The organism is Halomonas sp. H10-59, assembly GCF_040070555.1.
GTDB classification, from domain to species: domain Bacteria; phylum Pseudomonadota; class Gammaproteobacteria; order Pseudomonadales; family Halomonadaceae; genus Halomonas; species Halomonas litopenaei.
Genome location: NZ_CP098828.1, coordinates 42,410 through 65,838, shown reverse-complemented (window position 1 = coordinate 65,838; position 23,429 = coordinate 42,410). Strand labels below are relative to the sequence as shown.

Below are 23,429 nucleotides of genomic sequence, written 5' to 3'. Positions count from 1 at the left end.
TAACGACAGCGGCCCCACCTGTTTTCAGACGGGGCCGCTGTCGCTTCAGCAGGGCGCATCTACTGACGCCAGGCGCGCACGAACATCCAGGTGCCGAGGCCCCAGGCGCCGTTGACCATAAAGCCGATGGGGAAGATCGCCGGGTCGATGCCGCGCCCCTTGAGCGGGAACACCACCAGCATGGCCACCAGGGTCAGGGCGATGCCGCCGAACAACCCTGCCTTCCACCAGCCCCCCTGATCGATCCGCCTGAGCGCGAACACCAGCATCATCACAAGCCCCCAGACGCCGCCCCAGAAACTCGCCGAAAACCAGGCCGGCACGCCCAGGGGGGCGGCGGGTGAGGTGGAATAGGGGGCAAAGGGGATCACCCCGTAGGCGTGCAACAGCCCCACTACCGGCTGGTGGAAACACAATACAGCGAGAAAGCCGGCGACAAAGGCCAGAACAAGATGACGGGTCATGCAAGACTCCAGAAAGTGCAGTGACAGGGTGGTAAAGGCACGGGCTTCGGTGACGCCTCGATCACCAAGGACGATGCCTCAGTCACGAGGATAGAGACCACCCTCGCCCATCAGCACCGCCTGCCCCGCGATCTCGACGGTGACCTTGTCCTTGTCGTCGCGGGTGGCGCGGGCGTGGATCTGGCTTGGGCGGTGCATCGCCTCGCCCTGGTGGATGCGCCAGTTGTTGCCCTGGCTCTTCGACTGCTGTCCCAGAAATCCCGCCAGCGCCGCCGCCGCGCTGCCGGTGGCGGGGTCCTCGACAAAGCTGCCGGCGTGGCGCGAGAACATGCGAGCGTGAATCTCGCCGGATTCCTTGGCCTCGCGCACATAGAAGTAGACCTGCTCCACGGCGCTGGGTGACACATGCCGCTGCCAGGCTTCACCATCGAGCGCCAGCCGCGCCAGCGCCTGGACGTTGACCAGTTCGACCAGGTGAAACGGCAATCCGCAGGAGGCCTGGACCGGGTCCGCGGCGACGTCATCGAGCTCGAGCCCGGCCAGCTCCGCTGCGCTGGACTGGCCCAGCGTGCTGGTGCCGACCTCCGGCGCGCGCGCCATCTTGAAGCGTGCCAGGTCGCCCTCGTAGGTCACCTTGAGCGGCCCGCCAGCCAGATCCAGGATGACCGGGCTATCGGCGCTGACCTCGCCAGCATGCACCAGCCCCTGGGCGGCGATCAGATGGGCCACGCCAATGCTCGGATGGCCGGCAAACGGCAGCTCGCGGTGAGGAGTGAAGATACGTACCGGAAAATGCCGGCTCGCCTGGGCCCGCCCGACGAAGGCCGTCTCGGCCAGGTTCAGCTCGTTGGCGATGGCCTGCATGCGCTCCCCCGCGATACCGTCGGCGTCGAGAAACACCGCCAGTGGATTCCCGGCGAACGGTTGGTCGGTGAACACATCGAGCAGGTAGTAGCGGGTCAGGGACGGCAGCATAGGCGGCTCCACTTGGACTTGGTAGACCAGGGCCAGGCTACATGCGCCCGACACCGGTGGCGCCTTCCAGCATAGAGGCCCCGGCGACCACCTTGCCAGCGCGCGAACGAGCAAACCCCTCTACGGCAAAGTCAACGCTAGAGCGTTGGCAAGCATCCGTCACCGCCTTTACGGCCTCCCTAATCTGATGAGGGGCACGGCAAGCGCTCTTCGAGGCTGAACTCAGTGTGCACCAGCGGTACACTAGCGCCCGTTCCCACTGCCGAGGCCGCCGTGATGTCCCACCTGCTCTCCATCGACTCCCTGTCCCGCGACGATATCGATCACCTGATGCGAGTGGCGGCCGCCATGGAACCCGTCGCCCAGCGACGCAAGGTCACCCGGGTGCTGGAAGGCGCGGTGCTCGGCAACCTGTTCTTCGAGGCCAGCACCCGTACCCGTGTCAGCTTCCACACCGCCTTCTCGCGGCTCGGCGGCAGCGTCTGCGACACCACCGGCTTCACCTTCTCGTCGATGGCCAAGGGCGAATCGCTCTACGACACCAGCCGCGTGATGGCCGGCTACTGCGATGCCATCGTCATGCGCCACCCGGACCAGGGCTCGGTGGCCGAGTTCGCCAGCGCCACCCATGTGCCGGTGATCAACGCCGGAGACGGCCCCGGCGAGCACCCGAGCCAGGCGCTGCTGGACTTCTACACCATCGACAAGGAATTCAGCCGCCAGGGCAAGACCCTCAAGGGTGCCCACGTGCTGATGACCGGCGATCTGAAGTACGGCCGTACGGTGCACTCGTTGATCAAGCTGCTGGCGCTCTACGCGCCCATGCGCGTGACCCTGGTGGCGCCGCCGGGGCTCGAGATGCCCAACCACCTGATCGAGCGGGTCAGCCGCCAGGGCCTGGACGTGGAGGTACGCGAGAGCCTGGCCGGGGACTTCTCCGACGTCGACGTGGTCTACACCACCCGCATCCAGAAGGAGCGCTTCACCGCCGAGATGAGCGAAGGCTTCAACCTGTCGCGGGACTTCACCGTCCACCGCGCCTTCATGGACAGCCGCTGCAATCCGTCCACCATCATCATGCACCCGCTGCCCCGGGACAGCCGTCCGGAGGCCAATGATCTGGACGTCGACCTCAACGGCGACCCGCGCCTGGCGATCTTCCGCCAGACCGACAACGGCATTCCGGTGCGCATGGCGATCTTCGCCACCCTGCTCAAGGTCGAGCACCTGATCGAACGCGACCTGCGCGACGTGCCCTGGTTTGTGCCGGGCAGCGTCGGTGTCGACGACGCCAAGTTCTAGCTGAGTCGGTGCCGGGCGGGAGCCTGGCACCGGCGCCACAGGTTCAGGGGCGCTCCTGCCAGAAGCGCGAGAACAGCTCGGCTTGGGTGTTGATCCCGAGCTTGGCGTACAGGTGCTTCTTGTGGACCCTGACGGTCTCCACCGAGATGGACAGGCGTCGGGCGATCTCCTTGGTCGACCCGCCGCCCAGCATCAACTGGCTCACCTCGCGCTCGCGATCGGTCAGCCCGAAGCGGGTCGCCGTCTCTTCAACGCCACCTCGGTGCGGATGCCAGGGATGGGGGCCGGGCGTCTCGCCGCAGCGCTCGAAGTGCATGCGCAGTCGCATCAGCTCACCGAGCCAGGGCTCGACCAGATGCAGCAGGCCGATTTCGCTGTGCAGGAAGGTTCGGGTGGAACCCAGCGACAGGCACAGGGTACGACCAGCGCCCAGTGACCGATTGATCTGCACCTCGTCACTGACGATATTGCGCCGGAAGTAACGCTGGTAGTACTCGGTCGCGATGAACCGTGCCGGGGCCACGTCATCCAGCGTTACCAGGCCATCGAGACCATTGTCGCGGGCGGCGACGTAGAAGGGATCCAGCAGATACAGGCCGCGCTGGTAGTCCTCGAACAGGCTTTCATCGGCGCCGTCGTCCTCGTCGCTTTCGGCCAGGATCGTCGGCGGCTGGTCGGCGTGGAAGACCAGCGCCACCCAGGTGTTGTAGACGATGTGGCGCGCCAGGGTGCGGCTGACGGCCTCCCAGAAGTCTTCACTTTCCAGGCGTGCCAGCAGGCGCGCGAAGTCGCGATGCCAGCCCATCGCCTCGAGCATTCCCGTGGTTCCTTCCTCACTGTTCTGCGACATCTGTCGGCGCCTCACCCTATGGGGGTAACCCTGCCATGGAATAGGCAGCCTCGGTGAATAGAGGATACTGACATTCTATAAAACGCCAACCGACAACAACGGCTGTGGAGTCTTCCATGCAGATAGCCCTGGCACAACTTCCCGGCATCGAGGGAAACATCGAGGCCAACCTGGACGCCGCCCTGAGCACCCTGGAACGCCACGGCGACCAGGTGTCGCTGGTGGTCTTTCCCGAAACGCATCTCAGCGGCTTTGCCGAACAAGACCACGTCGACGATCGTGCCCTGGCGCTCGATGGCCCGGAGGTGGCTCGTCTGATCCAGGCCAGCCGTGACCACGACTGCGCCCTGGCCATCGGCCTGCTCGAGCGGGCCGCCGATGGTGTCTACAACACCACGCTACTGATCACCCCGGAAGATGGCATCGCCCTCACCTATCGCAAGACCCACCTGTGGCCCGATGAGCGGGAGCTGGTCGGCCTGGGCCAGCGCATCGGTGTCACCCGCTGGCGCGGGCTGACCCTGGGGCTGATGATCTGCTACGACATCGAATTCCCCGAGACCGCACGGGCCCTGGGCGCGCTGGGCACCGACCTGATGCTGGTGACCAACGGCAACATGGACCCCTACGGCCCGGTACACGCCCGCGCCGCCCAGGCCCGCGCCCAGGACAACCAGTGCTTTGTCGCCATGGCCAACCGCTGCGGTGAGGGCGCCGGCCTGACCTTCGCCGGCCACAGCGCAGCGTATTCGCCTCTTGGCGAGACCCTGTTCGAGGCCGATCGCGACGCGGGGGTACACCTGGTCTCGCTCGACCTCGAGCTATTGAATCGTGCCCGGCGAGACTATGACTACCTGGCCGATCGACGCGTCTCGCTGGACCTTCAGCGCGACGACGACTCACGAGGCCCCGGCTTCCGCCTCATCTGACCCGGCTTTCCTGACCATGATTGCCTGACCATGATTGCCTGACCATGGTTGCCTGACCCGACCGTCCATCACCAACAACCATAACGCGAGCCCCAAGATGTCTCACTCCAAGCCCCAACTCGGCCTGTGGCAGGTCGTTCTATTCGGCCTTGCCTACATGACACCGATCATCGTCCTCGGCACCTTCGGCGTGCTGGCGGTGGTCTCCGAAGGCGCGGTATCCGGCGCCTACGCGGCGGCACTGATCGCCATGCTGTTCACCGCCCACAGCTATGGCCGCATGGCCAGCGCCTACCCGGTGGCCGGCTCCGCCTACGCCTATGTGCGCCACGCCATCAACGATCGACTGGGTTTCATGGCCGGCTGGGCCATCCTGCTGGACTACCTGTTTTTGCCCATGGTGATCTGGCTGATCGGTGCCGCCTATCTGCACTCGGCCTTTCCGTCCGTGCCAGTGCCGGTGTGGCTGATCGCCTTTATCGCGGTCACCACCTTCATCAACATCATCGGCCTCAAACTAGCAAGCCTGGTCAACAGCGTGCTGATGCTGGTTCAGGTGCTGGTGATCGCCGCCTTCGTCGCCCTGGCGGTGCACTACGTGCTAGGCGACCCCAGCCAGCCGCTGTGGAGCCTGACGCCCTTCCTCGGCAGCGCCGACAGCCCCCAGATGCTACTGCTGATGGCGGGCGCCGCCGTCGCCTGTTACTCCTTTCTCGGCTTTGACGCGGTGACCACCCTGACCGAGGAGACCCGCGACGCCGAGCGGACCCTGCCCCGCGCCATCCTGCTGATCACCCTGCTGGGCGGCCTGATCTTCATCCTGGTGTCCTACTTCGTGCAGCTCGCCGCGCCGGGCTACGAGTTCGCCAATGCCGACGCCGCCGCCTACGAGATCGCCCGCAATATCGGCGGAGACGTCTTCGTCTCGATCTTTCTGATCGGCCTGGTCGTCGGCCAGTTTGCCTCCGGCATCGCGGCCCAGGCCAGCGGCTCGCGACTGCTTTACGCCATGGGCCGCGACGGCGTCCTGTCGACCCGCCTGCTTGGGCGCCTGGGACGCTTCGGCACGCCTACCGGTGGCCTGATACTCAGCGGCGTGGTGGCGCTGCTGGCGTTGACCATGGACGTGCTCTCGGCGGCTTCCTTCATCAACTTCGGGGCCTTCCTGGCCTTCGCCCTGGTCAACCTGTCGGTAATCGCCCACTACTACATCAAGCAGGGCCGACGCGGCCTGGCCGACAGCCTGTACTTCCTCGTCGCGCCGACCATCGGTCTGCTGGCCATCCTGTGGCTGATGGCCAGCCTGGACCGCTCCGCACTGATGCTGGGCGGGATCTGGCTGGCCTGCGGCCTGGCGTGGCTGGCCTGGCTGACCCGCGGCTTCCGCCAGGCGACACCGGAGCTAAGCCTGGAGGGTTGAACCTGCCTGGGTCGATTGCCCCGAAAAAAGCCCGAGGCCATGGCCTCGGGCTTTTTTTGGTGCTTCACAAGTTCGGTGCAACAGTGGCAACCTCAGCGGCTCGGCAACCCTTCCTCCCGGGCAAAGAAGCCTTCCAGGATCAGCACCGCGGCGATGCCATCGACGCTTTCCTTGCGGTAATTTCCCCCGTGTCCCTGCTCCCGGGCGATGGCCTTGGCCTCCCGGGTGGTGCCGCGCTCGTCGAACATCTCGCACTCGACCCCGTAGCGGCCAAACAGCCGCTTGCCGAATTTGCGCGCGCGGGTGCTCATCTCGCTCTCGCTGCCGTCCATGTTGAGCGGCAGGCCGACCACAAAACGGTCGGGCTGCCACTCCTCGACCAGCGCGCTCACCCGTTGCCAATCGGGAATGCCATCCCGGGCCGGCAGCGGCTCGAGCTCCCTGGCGCTGCGCAACAGCTCGTTGCCCACCGATACGCCGATGCGCCGGGTGCCGAAGTCGAAGGCCAGGATCAAGCGCTCGCCCGGCTCACGCTTACGACTGGCCATCAGCCGTGCCCGGCCTCGCGGGTCATCAGGTTCAAGTCGATGCCGAGGATCCCGGCGCTGGCCGACAGGCGCTGCTCCGGCGGCGTCTCGAACAGCACGTTGGCGCGGCCTTCCACGGTCAGCCAAGCGTTGTCCATCAGCTCGTTCTCGAGCTGACCGGACTCCCAGCCGGCGCAGCCCAGGCACACCAGAAAGCGCTCGGGGCCCTCGCCCTTGGCCAGCGCCTGGAGCATGTCCATGGAGGTGGTCAGGGCGATATCGTCGGTGACCTGGATGCTCGAATCCCAGGGTTCGGCGGAGCCCGAGTGCAGGATAAAGCCGCGATCCTTGTGCACCGGGCCACCGTAGTACACCGGGGCCTGGGCGTTGGCCGCTTCTTCCACGCTGATCTCGAGCTGTTCGAACAGGGCGTCGAGGGTCAGATCGGTGGGCTTGTTGACGATCACGCCCATGGTGCCGTTCTCGTCGTGGTCGCACAGGTAGCTGAGCGTCCCGGCGAAGTTCGGGTCTTCCAGATGGGGCATGGCCATCAAGAAATGGTTCTTCAAGCTTTGCATGTGACTCCCAGGCGGTCTTGCGCGCCGTCCAGATGCGTGGCCAGGCCTCAGGGCGAGTCGTCGCCCCGACGGCCCGGCAGGATGCCCCCAGTGTACCATCCGGGGGCATGGCGCTCAGTGACTGTGGGGAAAACTCGACGTGATCGACGGTCTAGCCGCGCGCCGCCAGGCGACGCTCGATGGCGTCCATCAGCAGGCCTGCGATGTCTGTGCCGCGCTGGTCATCGATCTCGCGCACGCAGGTCGGGCTGGTGACATTGATCTCGGTGATGTAGTCACCGATCACGTCGAGCCCGACGAACATCAGGCCCTTCTCCTTGATCACCGGCTTGACCTGCTCGACCAGCCAGTAGTCGCGATCGGTCAGCTCGCGGCTGACGCCGCGACCGCCGGCGGCCAGGTTGCCGCGGGTCTCGCCGGCGGACGGGATCCGCGCCAGACCAAAGGGCACCGGCTCGCCGTCCACCAGCAGGATACGGGTGTCGCCGTCCTTGATCTCCGGCAGAAAGCGCTGAGCCATGATCTGGCGCCGGCCGCGTTCGGTCAGGGTCTCGATCACCGCCCCCAGGTTCCGCCCCTCGGGGCCGATGTGGAAGATGCCGCTGCCACCCATGCCGTCCAGCGGCTTCAAGATGACGTCGCCGTGCTCGGCCTGGAAGGCGCGGATCTCGCTGTCGCGACAGGACACCAGGGTCGGTGTGCAGCACTGCGGGAACTGCTGGGCGAACAGCTTTTCGTTGCACTCGAACAGCGGCCGGGTCGGGTTGACCACCAGCACGCCCTCGCGCTCGGCGAAGGCCAGCAGATGCACGGCGTTGAGGAAGTGGCCATCCACCGGCGGGTCCTTGCGCATCAGGATGACGTCGAGCTCCGCCAGCGGCCGCGACTCGACCTCGCCCAGGTCGAACCAGTGCTGCGGGTCGCGGTGGACCTGCAGCGGGCGCTGGTGGGCATAGGCACGGCCTTCCTTGAGGAACAGGTCTTCCTGTTCCATGTAGGAAAGCGACCAGCCGCGATCCTGAGCGGACCACAGCATGGCGAGACTGGTGTCTTTCTTGTAGGTCAGCTGGTCGATGGGGTCCATCACCACGCCGACACGAAGGGGGCGATTGGTCATTCGGGGGTCGTCCGCTAGCGGTTGATGCCGTCAAGTATGCCCGACACCCCAGGCACCACCAAGGTCAGTCGCTGTCGACACTCCTCTTAAACCTGCAAGGCGCCTTTCCGCCGTCCAGCGCACTACCTCAAGCGCTGTCATCGGTCGTGGTGGTGCCAGCGTCCCTGGGCGCCAGGCGCACCCCGCTGTCCTCGATGATGATCAGGCGTCGCTTGTAGAGCCGACCGATGGCCTGCTTGTAGGCATTCTTGCTGACGCCCAGGCGCGCCTTGATCTCGGCGGCCTGACTCTTGTCCGACAGCGGCAGGTAGCCGCCAGCGTCGCGCAGTGCCTTGAGCACCTGTTCGCCGACCACGTCCAGACGGGCCGAGCCCGGCGGCAGCAGCGACAAGTCCAGCCGGCCATCCTCGCGCACCCGCTTGACGTAGCCGGTCAGGCGCTGGCCGCGGCGCAGCGGGCGGCTGATCTCATCGTGATAGATCAGCCCCCAGCAGCGGTGATCGACCACCGCCTTGACCCCCAGGTCGGTGGTGTCGGCGATGACCAGGGCGACCTCATCGCCGGCGCGATGATCATCGCTGTGATCGGTGATGTAGCGCTCGAGACGCTGGGAAGCCACCGGCCGTCCACTGCGGTCCTCGCTGACCTTGACCAGTACGCGCCGGCCCACGGCCGGCGTCAGGCGCTGTTCGCTGAGTGGCAGCAGCAGGTCACGCTCGTGGCCCCAGTCGAGAAAGGCGCCGAAGTCGGTGACCTGCACCACCCGCAGATCCGCCACCTCGCCCATGGCGACCTTGGGTGAGCCGTGGCCCTGACGAGATCGTCCCGACGAGGTCGACCGCGAGGACTTGCCGGCAGCACTTCGAGAACGGCTGTTCGCAGCGTCGTTCGAGGCGCTGTTCGAAGAGCGATGCGAAGACGGCTTGTCATTGCTGGAGCGCGGTGGTGTACCACGACGGCGGGAATCTGACATGGGGAGGGGTTCCACAAGAATGTGCAGCCCCATTATGGCGACTGCCGCGGGCATATGATATAGCCCGCGGCACTTGCCTTGCTGACGCCTGCAAGCTGACGCATGCAAGCCCACACCCGCAAGCTCACACCCACAAGGTCAGGTCCACAGACGGCCTGTACCCTGCCTTTGGGACGAACGCCGGTGAAACGACGCTCAGGTCGGCCAGCTCGGCCCTCGCTTGCTCAACCGCCGGGTGTTGGAGGATGTCTTGCGCCCCAAGGGTTTGATCGCCGCCGTCAGCACCTGGTCGGGGCTGCGGCCACTGATCGCCGCCCGCTGGGCGGCCATGGCGGCCTGGGTAAAGGCCGTCATCTTCTCGGTGACCATGCGCAGGTCCTCGCCGGGAGCCACCGACCAGAACCCTTTCATCCCCATCAGTCGCATGCCGATCACCATCTGGGCCTCGACCAGCATCTGGGTCATCTTCATCCCCATCATCCAGTAGCCAAGGGGCGTACCCCATTGAGCCATCGGGGAGGCTGCACGACGTCTCGCCATCATCCTTCTCCTTCATCAGCGGGCAGGAATACCCATTTCAGGGTAGTGGGGTAGACGCTATCCCTTACAAGCTACTCGATCTGCGTGCCCGGCGCTCACCTCAATGACGGTGATTTTCTTCATCGACAGCGACTGATGGGAAAGGCTCAGCTCTCGCGCTTGCCATCCACCAGGCGGCTGACGTTCAGCGGATTGCCGTCCTTGAGCGCCTGCGGCAGCAGGGCGTCCGGCAGGTTCTGATAGCACACCGGGCGCAGGAAGCGGTAAATGGCGGCGCTGCCGACCGAGGTGGTGCGCGAGTCCGAGGTGGCCGGATAGGGGCCACCGTGGACCATGGCGTGGCACACCTCGACCCCGGTGGGCCAGCCGTTGGCCATCACCCGACCGGCACGCCGCTCGAGGATCGGCAGCAGGCCACGGGCCGCGTCGATGTCGCCGTCGTCCATCTGCAGGGTCGCGGTCAGCTGCCCCTCGAGACCCTCGGCCAGTGCCTTGACCTCGTCCAGGTCGGCACACTCGACCACCAGCGAGGTCGAACCGAACACTTCGGCCTGCAGCGCCTCATCATTGAGGAAGTCGCTGGCCTTGGCCACGAACAGGCCGGCCTGGCACTGGTTGGGTCCGTCGCCCTGGGGGCCGCGCGCCACTTCACGGGCCTTGTCGCTGCCGCCCAGGGTGTTGACGCCCTGGGTGTAGGCGTCGTGGATGCCCGGCGTCAGCATGGTCTGTGCGCCGGCACCCTTGACCGCTTCGGCGGCGGCCTCGACGAAGCCGTCGAGCGCCTCGCCCTTGACCGCGATCACCAGCCCCGGGTTGGTGCAGAACTGACCGGCCCCCATGGTCAGCGAGCCGACGAAGGCCTCGCCCAGTTCCTTGCCACGGGCCTTGAGCGCCTCGGGCAGCAGGAACACCGGATTGATCGAGCTCATCTCGGCGTACACCGGGATCGGCTCGGGACGCGCCTGGGCTGTCTTCATCAGGGCGGTGCCACCGCTGCGCGAGCCGGTGAAGCCCACCGCCTTGATCCGCGCGTCGCTGACCAGGCCCTGGCCGACCTCGCGACCAGAGCCGAACAGCAGCGAGAACACGCCTTCCGGCAGTTCGCAGCGAGCCACCGCCTTCTGCAGCGCACGGCCGACCAGCTCCGAGGTGCCGGGGTGGGCCGAGTGGGCCTTGACCACCACCGGGCAGCCGGCGGCCAGAGCTGAGGCAGTGTCGCCGCCGGCCACCGAGAACGCCAGCGGGAAGTTGGAGGCGCCGAACACCGCCACCGGACCCAGCGCGATGTGGCGCTGGCGCAGGTCGACCCGCGGCATCGGTTCACGGTCCGGCAGGGCCGGATCGTGCCGCACGTCGAGCCATTCGCCGGCGCGCACCACCGAGGCGAACAGGCGCAGCTGGCCGCAGGTACGGCCGCGCTCGCCCTGCAGACGTGCCTGGGGCAGGCCGGACTCCTGCATGGCCCGCTCGATCAGGGCATCACCGAGCGCCTCGATCTCCTCGGCAATGGTCTCGAGAAAGGTCGCACGGGCCTCGAGGCCGGTTTCGCGGTAGCTATCGAAGGCCGCCCAGGCCAGTTCGCAGGCGCGCTCGACCTCAGCCTTGGAACCTGCCTTGTAGCCAGGCTCGAGGGTCTCGCCGGTGGCCGGATTGACGGCGTGGATGGGCTCGCCCTTGGCCTCGATGGCCTGGCTGCCGATCAGCTGCTTTCCTTCCAATGAATACATAAAAACTCCTTGAAAATTTGCCTTAAAGCGAATCGATTACCGGCTTTGAAGCTGACACGCGCTTCAGCACATTGCTCAACGGGCGCGTGGTGATATCACACTCGATACGCATTTCATCACCATCTTCAAGGGCAATATCATCACCGAAGCTCAGTACCGCGGCGCCAAAGAAGTGAACATGCAACTGGTTCGGCTGACAAAAGGTTGCATACTTGAAGTGGTGGTATTCAAGGTTACTCACCGAATGACACATGTGCTTTTCACCGCTCATGAAGGGGCGATGCCAAAGCTGTTCGCCACCCCGATGCAATGACACTTTTCCCTTGATCTCCTCGGGGAGTTCGCCAACGAAAATCTCGGGACCGATGCTGCAATCGCGCAGTTTTGAATGCGCCAGATACAGGTAGTTCTGTTTTTCCGTTACATGATCGGAAAACTCGTTTGCCAGGGAGAAGCCGACTCTGAAGATTCGGCCTTGGTCATTGACGATGTAAATCCCGGCAAGCTCGGCTTCTTCCCCACCATCCAGGGCGAAGTCCGGCATCGTGATCTCGGCAAAAGGGGCGCGTAGCGTATGACCCGTGCCCTTGTAGAACCATTCAGGCTGCGCACCGACCTCGCCTGCTGCGGGCTTCCCTCCGGCGACACCCAGGTCAAACATACGCTGAGTATCGGTGGGCTGTGCCGTCTTCGCCTCGACGTTCTCGCCTTCATGCATCTGGCTACGCGGAGCCGCGCTGCCAAGATGGGTCAGACCGGTCCCGGTCAACAGCAGGTTGGCAGGCTCGGGGTGGGTGATCGGTGCGCGAAGACGGCCCTCGCTGATGGCCTTGTCGTAGGACAGGGTGGCATCCGTGCGAAATTCGGACAGCACAGCGTCCAGCTTACGCTCCTGGTTCGCCGCATGAAGCGCAATGGTGTAGAGAGGCTGTGCCAGCAGTTCAAGCTCATCGCCGTTGACGATAGCCGCAACGACCTCATTACTATCGTTTACCACTTGTACAATATGCATGAATATCTACCTTGTTAATTAATAAACGCAAGGGACAAGCCAGGAATATAAGTAATAACCAGCAGCGCAAGCAGCAGCACCAGGAAGAAGGGAAGCGAGGACCTCAGGAATTGCAAGGTGTTCAGCCTGGCGATATTACAGCTCACGAACATCAGCACCCCGAGAGGCGGAGTGATCTGCCCGATCAAGAGATTGAAGAGCATGATGACGCCGAAATGGACGAGACTGATATCCAGAGCGTTCAGCAGCGGAATCAAGATCGGAACGAGGACGATGATCACGGCGATGGTTTCCATGAACATGCCGATAACCAGCAATGCAAGGTTAAGCAGCAACAGCACCATCAACGGATCGTCAGTCAGCCCTGTAATCCATGTAACCACCTCCTGCGGCGCTTGCAGAATGCTCAGCGACCAGGCCAAGGGGGCCGAGGCAGCGATAATAATCAGGATGGAAGCAGCTTCACGAGATGTTGAAACAAGAAGCCCGCCCATATCCTTCCAGCTTAATGTCTTGTAGACAAACTTTCCGACGAAGAAGGAATACGCGACAGCGACAGCGGCAACTTCGGTAACCGTAAAGATCCCCATCCGAAAGCCGACGATGATCAGCACGGGCATCAGTAGCGCCCATACCGACTTCTTGAAGTAGCTGGCCACGCGAGAACGTTGGAAGCCTTCATCCTTCGGGTATTGCTTGACGACGCTGATACCGGTGATAAGAAGGGTCAGCAGCAGGGCGATCAGAAGGCCTGGCAAGATGCCCGCAATGAAAAGATCGCCGATGGAGATATTGGCCTGCCAGCCGTACACCACCATCAGGATCGAAGGCGGAATGATCGGCGACAGCGTGGCAGAAGAGGCGGTCAGCGCAACCGAGAACCCCCGATCGTAGCCGTTTCGCTCCATCTGCGGGACCATGACCCGCGTGGTGGCTGCACAGTCGGCAAGAGAAGACCCGGAAATGCCCGCCATCAAGACGCTGGAAAGAACGTTGACGTGGGCGAGCCCGCCTCTCAAGTGGCCTACCAGCGACCGTGTAAAGTCAAAAAGCCGTTCGCTGATGCCACTCTTGTTCATGATGCCGCCGGCGAGCATGAACAGCGGTATTGCCAACAGTGGAAAGGATTCGACCCCGGAAGAAACCCGCTGAGCCAGAACATTCAGCGGAATATCCAGAGAAATAATGGATACGACAGAGGCGCCGAGCATCGCCAGGGCGATCGGCATACCAAGGAGGATCAGGGAAAAAAGTATAGCGAGTATAATAATCAGCATTTCACACCTATACATTTTCCATGTCGGTTTCGAATGCATTGAAAGAGCATTCGACCACAGCGTTCACCATTAAATGAAAAACACTGAACACAAAGAATATCGGCATCGCATAGGCGAACCAGGCAAGCGAGATACCCAGAATAGGAGAGGTACTGCTGGCAACCGTCTGACAGTACTCGTATCCGAGGAACGCCATGGCGCCAAGAATCACGATAGAAAGGACGAGCACCAGGGTATGTACCACACTTCTTATGCTTCTCGGCATCGCAGCTACCACTGAATCTACGGTGATATGCTGCTTTTCAGCAAAAGCCACACTGGTTCCGACAAATGTCAGCCAGACAATCAATAGTTTCGACACACTTTCGCTCCATACAAAGGGAGCACCAAGAATGTATCGAAATGCCACCCCCAGTGTGAGAAGCAGTGCCATCACACCGAGGATCACGCCGATGGACACCTTCTCGGTCGCAAGCAGACCGCTGTTCACTTTTACGAGAAAACTAGTCATGTATCACCATTGACCAATCGCCGCCTTGCCCTGCGCGTCAACTCGGCGAGGCAAGGCGGGAGGTAGCAGTAGTTAGTTGCGATAGTTTTCAATCGCGGTCATGACGCGACGATAGTCTTCTTCACCCCAGCGATCGACCAGGTTTTCCCTGGCTTGCACTGCGGCTTCCTCGAAGGAGGCACGGTCGATATCTTCGATGACGTTGATGTTGCCACCCGCACGAAGCTCTTCGAGCATGGAACCTTCACGCTCGGTCTGCAGCTCGTAGTTCTCCTGGGCAAGCTCTTGAACGACCTCTTGGAGAATTTCCTGATGGCTTTCTGACAGTGACTCGAACTTCTGCGAGTTCATCAGGACAACCTGGCTCTGCAGCATATGCCTGCTCATGACCAGTTGATCCTGAACTTCATAGAACTTGCGGGAATAGATGGTGGGAATCGGATTCTCCTGTCCATCGACAGTCCCCTGCTGGAGCGCCAGGTAGACCTCGCTGAACGGAATCGGGGTGGGTGAGGCGTCGAAGGCTTTTACCATTTCTACCCACGCCGGCGACTCGGGCACGCGCACCTTGAGGCCCTTCATATCCTCGACGCTATGCACCTCATCACCGTTGAAGGTGAGGTTGCGCCAGCCCCAGTACCAGGTCTTTGCCAGAGGTACCAGGTTATGCTGCTCCTTCAGCTCGTCAAAGATCGGCTGATAGGCCTCCCCCTCGAGGATATGTCTTGCTTCATCCCAGCTCTGGAAGATGAAAGGCGCGTTTGAAATCTCCATGGCGGGGAGAAGCGTACTGGCACCGGAGTACCCTGGCACGACAATGTCGATGGAGCCGTTCTTGGACTGCTGGAGCAGCTGTACCTCGGAACCTAGCTGCTCACTCGGGAAGACCTGAATCTTGAGCTCGCCATCGGTCCTTTCTTCTACCCGTTCGCCCAGCTCACCCAGCAATTCATAGCTAGCTTCACCAGGATTGAAAGTGTGGCCAAGTCGCAGCGTGGTCGCTGCGTGAGCGGTACCAGCGGCAAACACCATGGCGCCTGTTGAAAGCGTAAAGGTTGCAGCGGTCAATAATGCTTTTGCTTGTTTCATCGAGTCACCTGTTGTCGCTGTTTTTTATCGGCCCTGGTGAGGGCGACCGGGCAGCATGCGGGGCCAAAGCTAAAGCAAATGCTCATTGCGCGCAATGACCATTTTGTGAGACTATAGTCTAATCGCCACGATTGCCAAAGCTGATAGGCTTTCCGCCAGTTTGTGATTTCTCTTCCAGAGGCCGTCCATGCAGCTAATTAACAACACGCCTGCTGTCATTCGTTTGCATCCCCAGGACAATGTCGGGGTCGCCACTCGTGCCCTGCCGAAAGGTATGCCGATTGACGACGATTCGAACCTGTCCTTGCAGAATATTGACGCGGGCCACAAGGTTGCCTTGAAGGCAATCGCTGCTGGCGACAGCATCACCAAATATGGCCAGGTCATCGGCAACGCCAGCAGTGACATTGCTCAGGGCGAGCATGTGCATACGCACAACGTTTCGATGCTCGAGCGGACCACTTCTCTGGAAGGATTTTCGCCGGCAGCGATGACCAACGCCGACGAGAGCGAGCGGCATTTCAATGGTTATCTACGCTCGGACGGCCAGACAGGAACAAGAAACTATATTGGCATCCTCTCCACGGTGAACTGCTCGGCAACGGTCGCAAAAATGGCCGCAGAACAGATCAATGCATCCGGAGAGGTCGAAGCCCTGGGCTATGACGGAGTCGTTCCGGTAACCCATGGCTCCGGCTGTGCCATGAATACCGAAACAGAAGGCTTCGCCTTTCTGGAGCGCGTCATCGCAGGCTATGCAAGACACCCGAACTTCGCCTTCGTATTGATCATTGGTCTCGGCTGCGAGACCAATCAGGTCAAGCAATTAGTGGAAAAATCGGGATTGACCGATACATCTCGTCTCTACTACTTCAACATCCAGGATGTTGGCGGCACCAGGGCAAGCATCGAACTGGCGCGCGAGAAGATCCTCGATATGGCCCGTAGCCATCCAAGAGCCGAGCGCCAACCCAGTCCTCTCAGCAACCTTACCGTAGCGCTTCAGTGCGGCGGTTCAGACGGCTACTCGGGCATCACCGCGAACCCAGCCCTCGGGCACGCTGCGGACCTCATCGTCAAGCATGGTGGGAGCGTGATCCTCAGCGAAACTCCCGAAATCTATGGCGCCGAGCATCTTCTCCTGGATCGAGCCATCAGCAAGGACGTGGCAAGCAAGCTCCTGGATCGCATCGCCTGGTGGAAGCACTACACAGAGATCAATGGCGCCGAGCTGAATAACAACCCGTCTCCGGGAAACAAGGCCGGAGGTCTGTCGACGATCCTGGAAAAATCGCTGGGTGCCGTCGCCAAGGGCGGATCGACCAGTCTCAACGACGTACTTGAGTATGCCCAGCCGCGCACGCAGCCGGGGTTCAATTTCATGGACAGCCCCGGCTACGACCCGGTATCGGTGACAGGGCAGATCGCATCCGGTTCCAATATGGTGTGCTTCACGACGGGGCGAGGTTCGGTATCAGGCTACAAGCCAGCACCGTCCATCAAACTCGCGACAAATACCGCCATGTATGAACGCATGTCCGAAGACATGGATATCAACTGTGGCGTTATCGCTGACGGCATGGCGAGTGTCGAAGAGGTCGGCGAGATGATCTTCGAGCGGATCATCGCGGTCGCATCGGGCGAATCCAGCGCTAGCGAAACCCTGGGGTATGGCAACAATGAATTCGTCCCGTGGATGGTCGGCGCCGTGACCTAGGCCGCCGCCTTGACTGCAGCGGCCATGGGTCACGGACACCAGCGCAACGAAAGCTTGCCGCGAGTGCCCCCTGCGCGTGACGGCGGTACGCAGCAGGCAGGGGATGCACGTCTCGCCGATGCAGTCCTTTGGGCTAGCCGGCCAGGGTATTGCGGGCCCCGGGGGGCCAAGGCCAAATGGGTCGAGGACAGTCTGTCCGACGACGAAAAGACCGCCCCTGCGAGGCCCGATGCCAGGCGATCAGTCTTACAGCGCTCGGCTTCAGGCCCTTTGGCGCTAGCGGTAGGCAAGCCGACGAACAATGATCTGAGCCAAGCGAATACGGTTTCTTGAAGGGTAGACCCCTCCATTGACACTATCGCCATCTCATCATGGCAAGCTTCAAGCGCAAGGCCGGAAAACCACCACAACAAAAGCTAAAAAGAATTGTTGCGACACGGTATTGGAGAGTCGAGATGGGTACGCTAAAGGATCAGCTCTACCACATATTAACCGAGAGCATGGAAAGCGGTAGCCTCGAAACGGGGCTTGTTCTGCTGGAAAGCAATATTTCCGAGCTTTTCAAGATTAGTCGTTCCCCTGTGCGTCAGACGCTGGAACGGCTTCACAACGAAGGAAAGATCAGCCGCTTTGATGGCAGGGGCTACCTGGTGGGGAGTCAGCCTTCTGACGTTATCAGACGCCAACTCACCGAAAAGGACTTCGCACAATCCAGCGGAAAGATGGCGGTCCGCCGGACCGACTCCTGGCGAAAGTTTGCCGAAGAAATCGAACGCGATATCGTTCTCTGCTCCATGCTAGGTCGTATGGAGCTAAACGAACTAAAACTGGCAAAGTTTCTCGATGTTAGCCGAACCACGACTCAAAAGATTCTCCTTCACCTTCAGTCCCTGGGTGTTGTTGAAAACAACAAGTACAGTAGCTGGACAGTGGTACCACTGGATGATGACAGACTGCATCAGCTATACGAGGCTCGACAACAGCTTGAGCCCTTCATGATCGCCCAAGCCACCGAAAAACTGCCCAGTGCCGATATCAAACGCTACATTGACCGGCTCGATAGCGCAGAAAACCAATACCCGAACATCCGGGGAGAGCTTCTCGACGAACTGGAAAACGACCTGCATCAACATGCCATGATAGCGGGGGGTAACGATGAAATCGTTACCATGCTTCAACGTACCCGCCCCATACTCTTGATAAGCAAGCACCTTCTCGGGAGCAAGATCGACTTTCCTCAGAGCGATCCCTTCTTTGACGAGCATCGCGAAGTTTTCAGTTTGATGCTTTCGCGGAAGCCGACTCAGGCTCGCCATTCCCTGTTCAGGCATCTCACGGCGTCAGAGTCCAAGGTACAGCATCGTTTGGAGCAGTTTCGCGATAACCCGGAAGTCGATATCCCGGAATATCTTCGCAGCCCCGGCGGATAGAGAAGTCATTGCTATCGGGGCTTGGACGACGACGAATTGTCTTCGTCAAGCAGAGTCTACCAATGCCAGGTGCCCTGCCCCAACCGGCGCCTGGCTCTCGCGCACCTGGGGGACCTCCTTGTAGACTTGCTACCACCATGCTTCTCCAACCAGGTTCGCCATGCATCGGGGCGTCTTTTTATCCCGGATTTGCATTAACAAAGCCAATTTCTAGACGGCGATGACTCTTGCCTACCCTCCCTTATAGCCGTCATCTTTCTGGCGATCTGAGCCGCTGGTGGCCAACAAGAGTCCACCATTGTGTCTGTCGGCCAGGGTAGAGCAATGGTCCACCGCCAATTGAGACGGCTAGCAACCATCTGTTATTGAATGGTTTTATAGTCTTTTCTGCCTCTCTGCGGCCTCGCCACGGGAATCTTTTGCTTGGCCGACCCGAGCGCTTATCGCCTTTTCTTCCGCGTGAATCCGTGGCTCACAAAAGAGCCATTTTTCGGCCGGGAACTAAACTAAAGTCTAAAAAACGTTCATTGTACGCAATGAACACAGCGTGCTAGATTCGTTACTCCCTACAATCCATAATTAGACGATCCAGGCATGCCAATGAAAGCCATAATCAACACAAAAACCGTCAAGACCGTCACCGCAACGCTGTTGCTCGCAGCCTCCAGTTCTGCCTTTGCTGCCTATCCGGAAAAGCCCATCACCATCATCGTCCCCTGGGCGGCCGGTGGAGGCACAGACGCCACCGCGCGGACCATTGCCACCGCACTCGAAGAAGAGCTTGGCCAGACGGTCAACGTCGTCAACCGCACAGGCGGCAGCGGCGTCGTCGGTCATAGCGCCATGGCCACGGCTCGCCCCGATGGCTACACGCTGGGCCTGGTGACTGGCGAGCTCAACATGATGCACTGGCAGGGGCTGACCAACCTGACTTACGAAGACTACACCCCGATCGGGCAGATCAACTTCGACTACCCGGGGATTCAGGTCCGCGCAGATGCTCCCTATGAGTCTCTGGAAGACCTGGTAGCAGCCATCCGGGAAGAACCCAAGGGAACCTTCCAGGCATCCGGTACCGGTCTGGGGGGCGTCTGGCACCTGGCCTTCGCCGGTTTCCTGATGGATCAGGGTATGGAAGCTGACCGCGTCACCTGGATTCCCAGTCAGGGCGCCGCACCGGCCATGACCGAACTTGCCGCTGGCGGCCTGGAGATCGTTCCGAGCTCTGTTCCTGAAGCACGTTCGATGATCGAAGCGGGACGTGCCAAGAGCCTGGGCGTGATGGGACCGGAGCGCATCGAGAGCTTCCCTGACGTTCCGACTATCCAGGAGGCGATCGGCAGCGACTATCTTGTCGGCGAATGGCGCGGCATTGCTGGGCCAAAGGGAATGGATCCCGAGGTCGTCGCTACGCTGGAGACCGCACTGGAAGCAGCTTACAACAGCGATACCTATCAGGACTTCATGTCCCAGCAGGGGTTCGGCACCGAGTGGCGTAACGCGGAAGAGTTCGGCCAGCTGATGGTCGAGATGGACGCGGTCTACGGTGAGATCATCGAGAACGTCGGTCTGGGCAAGTAAGGATTGCTAGATGAGAGATTTCATCTTGGGGCTAGCCTTCATGCTGTCGGGCTGCATCGTCATCTATGTAGCCCAACAGTACCCGACGATGGCTAGCCTGCAATTTGGGCCATCTCTGTTTCCCTCCCTCATTGGGGGAGGGTTTCTTATAGGTGGTTTGTTCCTAACGGTAAAGCAGGTCCCCATTTTAAAGACCCAGTATGCCAGTAACACTCCGGGCAATAACCGGCCGCTTCCTATCCGGTCGCTCCTGGCGTCACTTCTTCCCTGCGTGATGATTATCTTCTATATCCTCACCAGTGAATTCCTGGGCGCAGCGGTTAGCCTCGCCATTGGTATTTTCGTTCTTATGCTTTCCCGTAAGGCTTCACTTCTTCTATCCCTGGCTGTATCCATACTCGCATCGCTAACCATATATTTTATTTTCTCCACCTACCTAATGATTCCCCTTCCCGAAGGGTTGATGAGATTCTGGGGATAAGTCATGGATACCATTCTTCTAGGGTTACAGCTAGTCTTCAATGTCGAGACATTGCTCGTCATTCTAGCCGCCTCCGTCTTTGGTGTTTTCGTCGGTGCTGTACCAGGTCTTACGGCTACCATGGCGGTGGCCTTGCTGGTCCCGATCACCTTTTACATGGATCCGGTTCCGGCTATCGCGGCGATCGTGACCACATCTGCCATGGCGATATTCTCCGGCGACATTCCTGCGACCTATCTGAACATTCCTGGCACACCATCCTCCGCTGCCTATGTAGGTGACTCCCACCTTCTGGCGCGGTCCGGACGGGCCCGGGAAACCCTTGGCGTCAACCTGGTTTGCTCGGTATTTGGTGGAATCTTCGGCACCATTATTCTTGTCTTCGTTTCTCCGTCACTGGCGGAGGTCGCTCTTCAGTTCAGTTCATTTGAGTATTTCTGGCTGGCCTTGCTGGGTTTGAGCTGCTCGATCTTTATCGCTATCGGCTCCAGGGTAAAGGCCTTCCTGTCATTGATGATCGGCCTTCTCTTGTCCACTGTCGGGCTGGACATGATGAGCGGTGCTCCTCGTTTTACCTTCGGCATCCCGGACCTCATGGCCGGGATCAACTTCATACCGGTCATGATCGGCATGTTCGCGCTCAACGAGTTGATGCTCTTCTATGGTTCACGTGGCGATGGTAGAGCAATGCCGTCGCTTTCCAAGGATAGCGTCTTCAGCCAAGTTCCAGGACACCTGAAGGCCTACTGGCCCAACATGTTTCGCGGAGGATCGATCGGTACCCTGATCGGGGCACTCCCTGGCGCCGGTGCCGACATAGCCGCCTGGATTTCCTACGCAGTGGGCAAAGGTCGCTCAAAGCAAAAGGAGGCATACGGGACGGGCCATATTGAAGGCATTGTCGATGCCAGCTCCGCCAACAACTCTGGCATCAGCGGCGCCTGGGTGCCGGCTTTGGTGTTCGGCATCCCGGGAGACTCCATCACGGCCATCGTCATCGGGGTGCTGTACATGAAGGGCATGAACCCCGGCCCCACCATCTTCATGGATGGCAGTGGGTTGATCTATGCGCTTTTTGTCGTCTTTTTCCTGGCTAACCTGGTGATGCTGCCCATTGGATATGCCGCAATACGGTCGGCAAAAGTATTTATCCTGACGCCAAGGAAGGTACTTATGCCGATTATCCTTTGCTTCTGCATCGTTGGCGCATTTTCGATCAACAATTCAATTACCGATGTCTGGATCATGCTTATTATCGGCGCGGTGGCATCGATCCTGGCGAGGTGCGATTTCCCGATGGCGCCCGCCATCCTGGGGCTGGTGTTGGGCACTACCCTGGAAAACAACTTCATGAGCTCCATGCTCAAGAGCAATGGCGACCTGCTGGCCTTCTTTTCACGCCCGATCAGTGCAGGGCTGGGCGCCCTCGTCATTCTGCTGTGGCTATCGCCGTTGCTGACCATGGCCTACAAGAAGTTCAAGCACGCCAACTCCAACAAGGCACAGGAATTATCATGAGACGCTATACGACACCGTGGTTGGAAGATGTCCTGGTGACACTTTTCAGAGAAGCCGGCGCATCCGAAGAAGTCAGTCGGACGACCAGCAGCATCCTCATCGAGGGGGACCTGCTGGGACACCATACCCATGGGGTAAAACTGGCCAACGGCTACCTCAAGGACTTGAAGTCCGGCCATGCACGTGGTGATGCGTCGCTGCTCGAATCCCGCCAGATCAGCCCTGTGGCGGCGGCCTACGACGGACACTATATCCTCGGCCCTTACCTGGTCCAGAAGGCGCTTGAGCAAAGTGCTGATGCGGCCAGGACGTCGGGGATCGGTATCGTCAGCATCAAGCGATCCCACCACATTGCCTGCCTGGCCTCCTATCTGAAGCCCTTCGTCGACCAGGGGCTGATGCCGATCATCATGACGTCTGACCCGGCGGTAAAGTCGGTGGCGCCGTATGGGGGGCTCGATCCGGTCTACACACCCAACCCGATCGCCATGGGAATCCCGAGCCGAATCCAGCCGATCATGCTGGACGTCAGCATGTCCACCGTCACCAACGGCAGCGTGGCCAAGGCCAGGGCCGAGGGCTCAAGGCTCGATCATCCGGTCATTCTCAGCAACCAGGGGGTCGTCAGCGACAACCCTGAAGACTACTTCACGGATCCTCAGGGCAGCATTCTCCCGCTTGGTGGGCGCGAGTTTGGCCACAAGGGCTTTGCCATGGGATTGATGGTCGAGGCACTGACCTCGGCCCTTGGTGGCTTCGGACGCAAGGACGATCCAAGTGGGTGGGGGGCCTCGGTGACCGTCATGGTGATCGATCCGGCACTATTTGCAGGGAGCAGCGACTTCCTCGACGAAACCGACCACCTGGTCGAAGCCTGTCTGCAAGCCAAGCCCGTTGACCCCGAACGTCCTGTGCGGCTGCCAGGCCAATCGGGGCTCAGGCGTCGCACCGAGTTTCTCGATCAGGGCATCCCGCTTCCCGGCGAAGTGGTCGCAGAGCTTCGCAGCGCCATCGAGGATTCGTCATTGAAAGGAACCCTGGACGTTTGAGCCATCAAGGCTGACCGCAATGCTGCGCCAGGGACGAATGAACCAGGGCATTGTCCCTCGTCCCGGCATCCTGGATAGCCCGGCTCACATAAGCCCGGCTCACATGAGCCGGGCTATTCACGAGAGCCTATTGGCGTCCTGCGGGGGAAAGGCTGGACAACCACGCCCAGCCAGCATGTAAGCGCTCACTAGCACGAATTTACACGCCGGTATTGCAGAGCTCAGGCGCTCGTCGTACGCGCCCTAGGCGCTGTCCGAAAAGTCGACGAGCGAAGGTTAGACAAGGCAAAAATCGGTGAGAAAGCGCAGTTTACGGGGTGTAAATGAGCATTTTGACCGGGCTGGCGCACCAGCCGATTTTT

Annotated in this window: 22 protein-coding genes; 9 read left to right on the top strand and 13 right to left on the bottom strand. The window is 60.9% G+C overall.

From position 1 onward, the window contains the following. Window positions 1-59 precede the first annotated feature (59 nt). Both NFG57_RS00285 and NFG57_RS00280 read right to left on the bottom strand, forming a co-directional pair. Window positions 60-464 (bottom strand): hypothetical protein, encoded by a 405-nt coding sequence (locus NFG57_RS00285; RefSeq protein ID WP_045993854.1) that lies wholly within the window; start codon window positions 462-464, stop codon window positions 60-62. A gap of 78 nt (window positions 465-542) precedes the next feature. Further along, the gene (locus NFG57_RS00280) at window positions 543-1,439 is read right to left on the bottom strand and encodes a PhzF family phenazine biosynthesis protein (RefSeq protein WP_205254706.1); all 897 of its coding nucleotides are present in this window, start codon (window positions 1,437-1,439) and stop codon (window positions 543-545) included. 273 nt (window positions 1,440-1,712) lie between these two features. Between NFG57_RS00280 and pyrB the strand changes: the two genes are divergently transcribed. Then, window positions 1,713-2,741 (top strand): aspartate carbamoyltransferase, encoded by a 1,029-nt coding sequence (gene pyrB, locus NFG57_RS00275; protein ID WP_124804516.1) that lies wholly within the window; start codon window positions 1,713-1,715, stop codon window positions 2,739-2,741. Window positions 2,742-2,784: 43 nt separating this feature from the next. Here pyrB and NFG57_RS00270 read toward each other — a convergent pair whose 3' ends face one another. Next, the gene (locus NFG57_RS00270) at window positions 2,785-3,591 is read right to left on the bottom strand and encodes a helix-turn-helix transcriptional regulator (protein WP_348815124.1); all 807 of its coding nucleotides are present in this window, start codon (window positions 3,589-3,591) and stop codon (window positions 2,785-2,787) included. A 116-nt stretch (window positions 3,592-3,707) separates the two neighbouring features. Between NFG57_RS00270 and NFG57_RS00265 the strand changes: the two genes are divergently transcribed. Beyond that, the gene (locus NFG57_RS00265; protein WP_045993850.1) at window positions 3,708-4,520 is read left to right on the top strand and encodes a carbon-nitrogen hydrolase family protein; all 813 of its coding nucleotides are present in this window, start codon (window positions 3,708-3,710) and stop codon (window positions 4,518-4,520) included. Between the two features lie 97 nt (window positions 4,521-4,617). Next, window positions 4,618-5,940: an APC family permease gene (locus tag NFG57_RS00260; RefSeq protein ID WP_348815123.1), complete on the top strand. Its 1,323-nt coding sequence runs from the start codon at window positions 4,618-4,620 to the stop codon at window positions 5,938-5,940. 92 nt (window positions 5,941-6,032) lie between these two features. Here the strand turns inward: NFG57_RS00260 and ruvX are convergent, their stop codons facing one another. The 10 genes from ruvX to NFG57_RS00210 all read right to left on the bottom strand — a co-directional run bounded on the left by ruvX (window position 6,033) and on the right by NFG57_RS00210 (window position 15,291). Next, window positions 6,033-6,488, bottom strand: coding sequence for a Holliday junction resolvase RuvX (gene ruvX / locus NFG57_RS00255; protein ID WP_045993848.1), 456 nt, complete (start codon window positions 6,486-6,488; stop codon window positions 6,033-6,035). Beyond that, window positions 6,488-7,045, bottom strand: a complete 558-nt coding sequence (locus NFG57_RS00250; protein WP_045993847.1) for a YqgE/AlgH family protein — start codon at window positions 7,043-7,045, stop codon at window positions 6,488-6,490. The genes ruvX and NFG57_RS00250 overlap by 1 nt, the downstream gene beginning before the upstream one ends. 151 nt (window positions 7,046-7,196) lie before the next feature. Beyond that, window positions 7,197-8,162, bottom strand: coding sequence for a glutathione synthase (gshB, locus tag NFG57_RS00245; protein ID WP_045993846.1), 966 nt, complete (start codon window positions 8,160-8,162; stop codon window positions 7,197-7,199). A gap of 127 nt (window positions 8,163-8,289) precedes the next feature. After that, window positions 8,290-8,949: a S1-like domain-containing RNA-binding protein gene (locus NFG57_RS00240; protein WP_045993845.1), complete on the bottom strand. Its 660-nt coding sequence runs from the start codon at window positions 8,947-8,949 to the stop codon at window positions 8,290-8,292. Between the two features lie 381 nt (window positions 8,950-9,330). Further along, a complete protein-coding gene (locus NFG57_RS00235; protein ID WP_083970522.1) occupies window positions 9,331-9,675 on the bottom strand; it encodes a hypothetical protein in 345 nt (114 codons plus the stop codon). 146 nt (window positions 9,676-9,821) lie between these two features. Then, window positions 9,822-11,402, bottom strand: coding sequence for an aldehyde dehydrogenase (NADP(+)) (locus NFG57_RS00230; RefSeq protein ID WP_124804517.1), 1,581 nt, complete (start codon window positions 11,400-11,402; stop codon window positions 9,822-9,824). A gap of 22 nt (window positions 11,403-11,424) precedes the next feature. Further along, a complete protein-coding gene (araD1, locus tag NFG57_RS00225) occupies window positions 11,425-12,414 on the bottom strand; it encodes an AraD1 family protein (protein WP_348815122.1) in 990 nt (329 codons plus the stop codon). A 14-nt stretch (window positions 12,415-12,428) separates the two neighbouring features. Further along, window positions 12,429-13,691, bottom strand: a complete 1,263-nt coding sequence (locus NFG57_RS00220) for a TRAP transporter large permease (protein ID WP_052704569.1) — start codon at window positions 13,689-13,691, stop codon at window positions 12,429-12,431. Window positions 13,692-13,698: 7 nt separating this feature from the next. Next, window positions 13,699-14,202, bottom strand: coding sequence for a TRAP transporter small permease (locus NFG57_RS00215; RefSeq protein WP_045995214.1), 504 nt, complete (start codon window positions 14,200-14,202; stop codon window positions 13,699-13,701). A gap of 72 nt (window positions 14,203-14,274) precedes the next feature. After that, on the bottom strand, window positions 14,275-15,291 hold the full coding sequence (locus tag NFG57_RS00210) for a TRAP transporter substrate-binding protein (protein ID WP_083970693.1): 1,017 nt from the start codon (window positions 15,289-15,291) through the stop codon (window positions 14,275-14,277). Window positions 15,292-15,478: 187 nt separating this feature from the next. Here NFG57_RS00210 and NFG57_RS00205 point away from each other — a divergent pair, with 187 nt between their 5' ends. From NFG57_RS00205 to NFG57_RS00180, 6 genes are all read left to right on the top strand, one after another. Next, a complete protein-coding gene (locus tag NFG57_RS00205; protein ID WP_348815121.1) occupies window positions 15,479-17,008 on the top strand; it encodes an altronate dehydratase family protein in 1,530 nt (509 codons plus the stop codon). A gap of 371 nt (window positions 17,009-17,379) precedes the next feature. Next, window positions 17,380-18,438: a GntR family transcriptional regulator gene (locus NFG57_RS00200; protein WP_239452634.1), complete on the top strand. Its 1,059-nt coding sequence runs from the start codon at window positions 17,380-17,382 to the stop codon at window positions 18,436-18,438. A gap of 600 nt (window positions 18,439-19,038) precedes the next feature. Next, the gene (locus NFG57_RS00195) at window positions 19,039-20,019 is read left to right on the top strand and encodes a tripartite tricarboxylate transporter substrate binding protein (RefSeq protein ID WP_045995210.1); all 981 of its coding nucleotides are present in this window, start codon (window positions 19,039-19,041) and stop codon (window positions 20,017-20,019) included. Window positions 20,020-20,029: 10 nt separating this feature from the next. Continuing rightward, window positions 20,030-20,500, top strand: coding sequence for a tripartite tricarboxylate transporter TctB family protein (locus tag NFG57_RS00190; protein ID WP_348815120.1), 471 nt, complete (start codon window positions 20,030-20,032; stop codon window positions 20,498-20,500). 3 nt (window positions 20,501-20,503) lie between these two features. Next, on the top strand, window positions 20,504-22,018 hold the full coding sequence (locus NFG57_RS00185; protein WP_045995208.1) for a tripartite tricarboxylate transporter permease: 1,515 nt from the start codon (window positions 20,504-20,506) through the stop codon (window positions 22,016-22,018). Next, window positions 22,015-23,067, top strand: a complete 1,053-nt coding sequence (locus tag NFG57_RS00180; RefSeq protein WP_253029205.1) for an Ldh family oxidoreductase — start codon at window positions 22,015-22,017, stop codon at window positions 23,065-23,067. The genes NFG57_RS00185 and NFG57_RS00180 overlap by 4 nt, the downstream gene beginning before the upstream one ends. The last annotated feature ends 362 nt before the right edge of the window (window positions 23,068-23,429 follow it).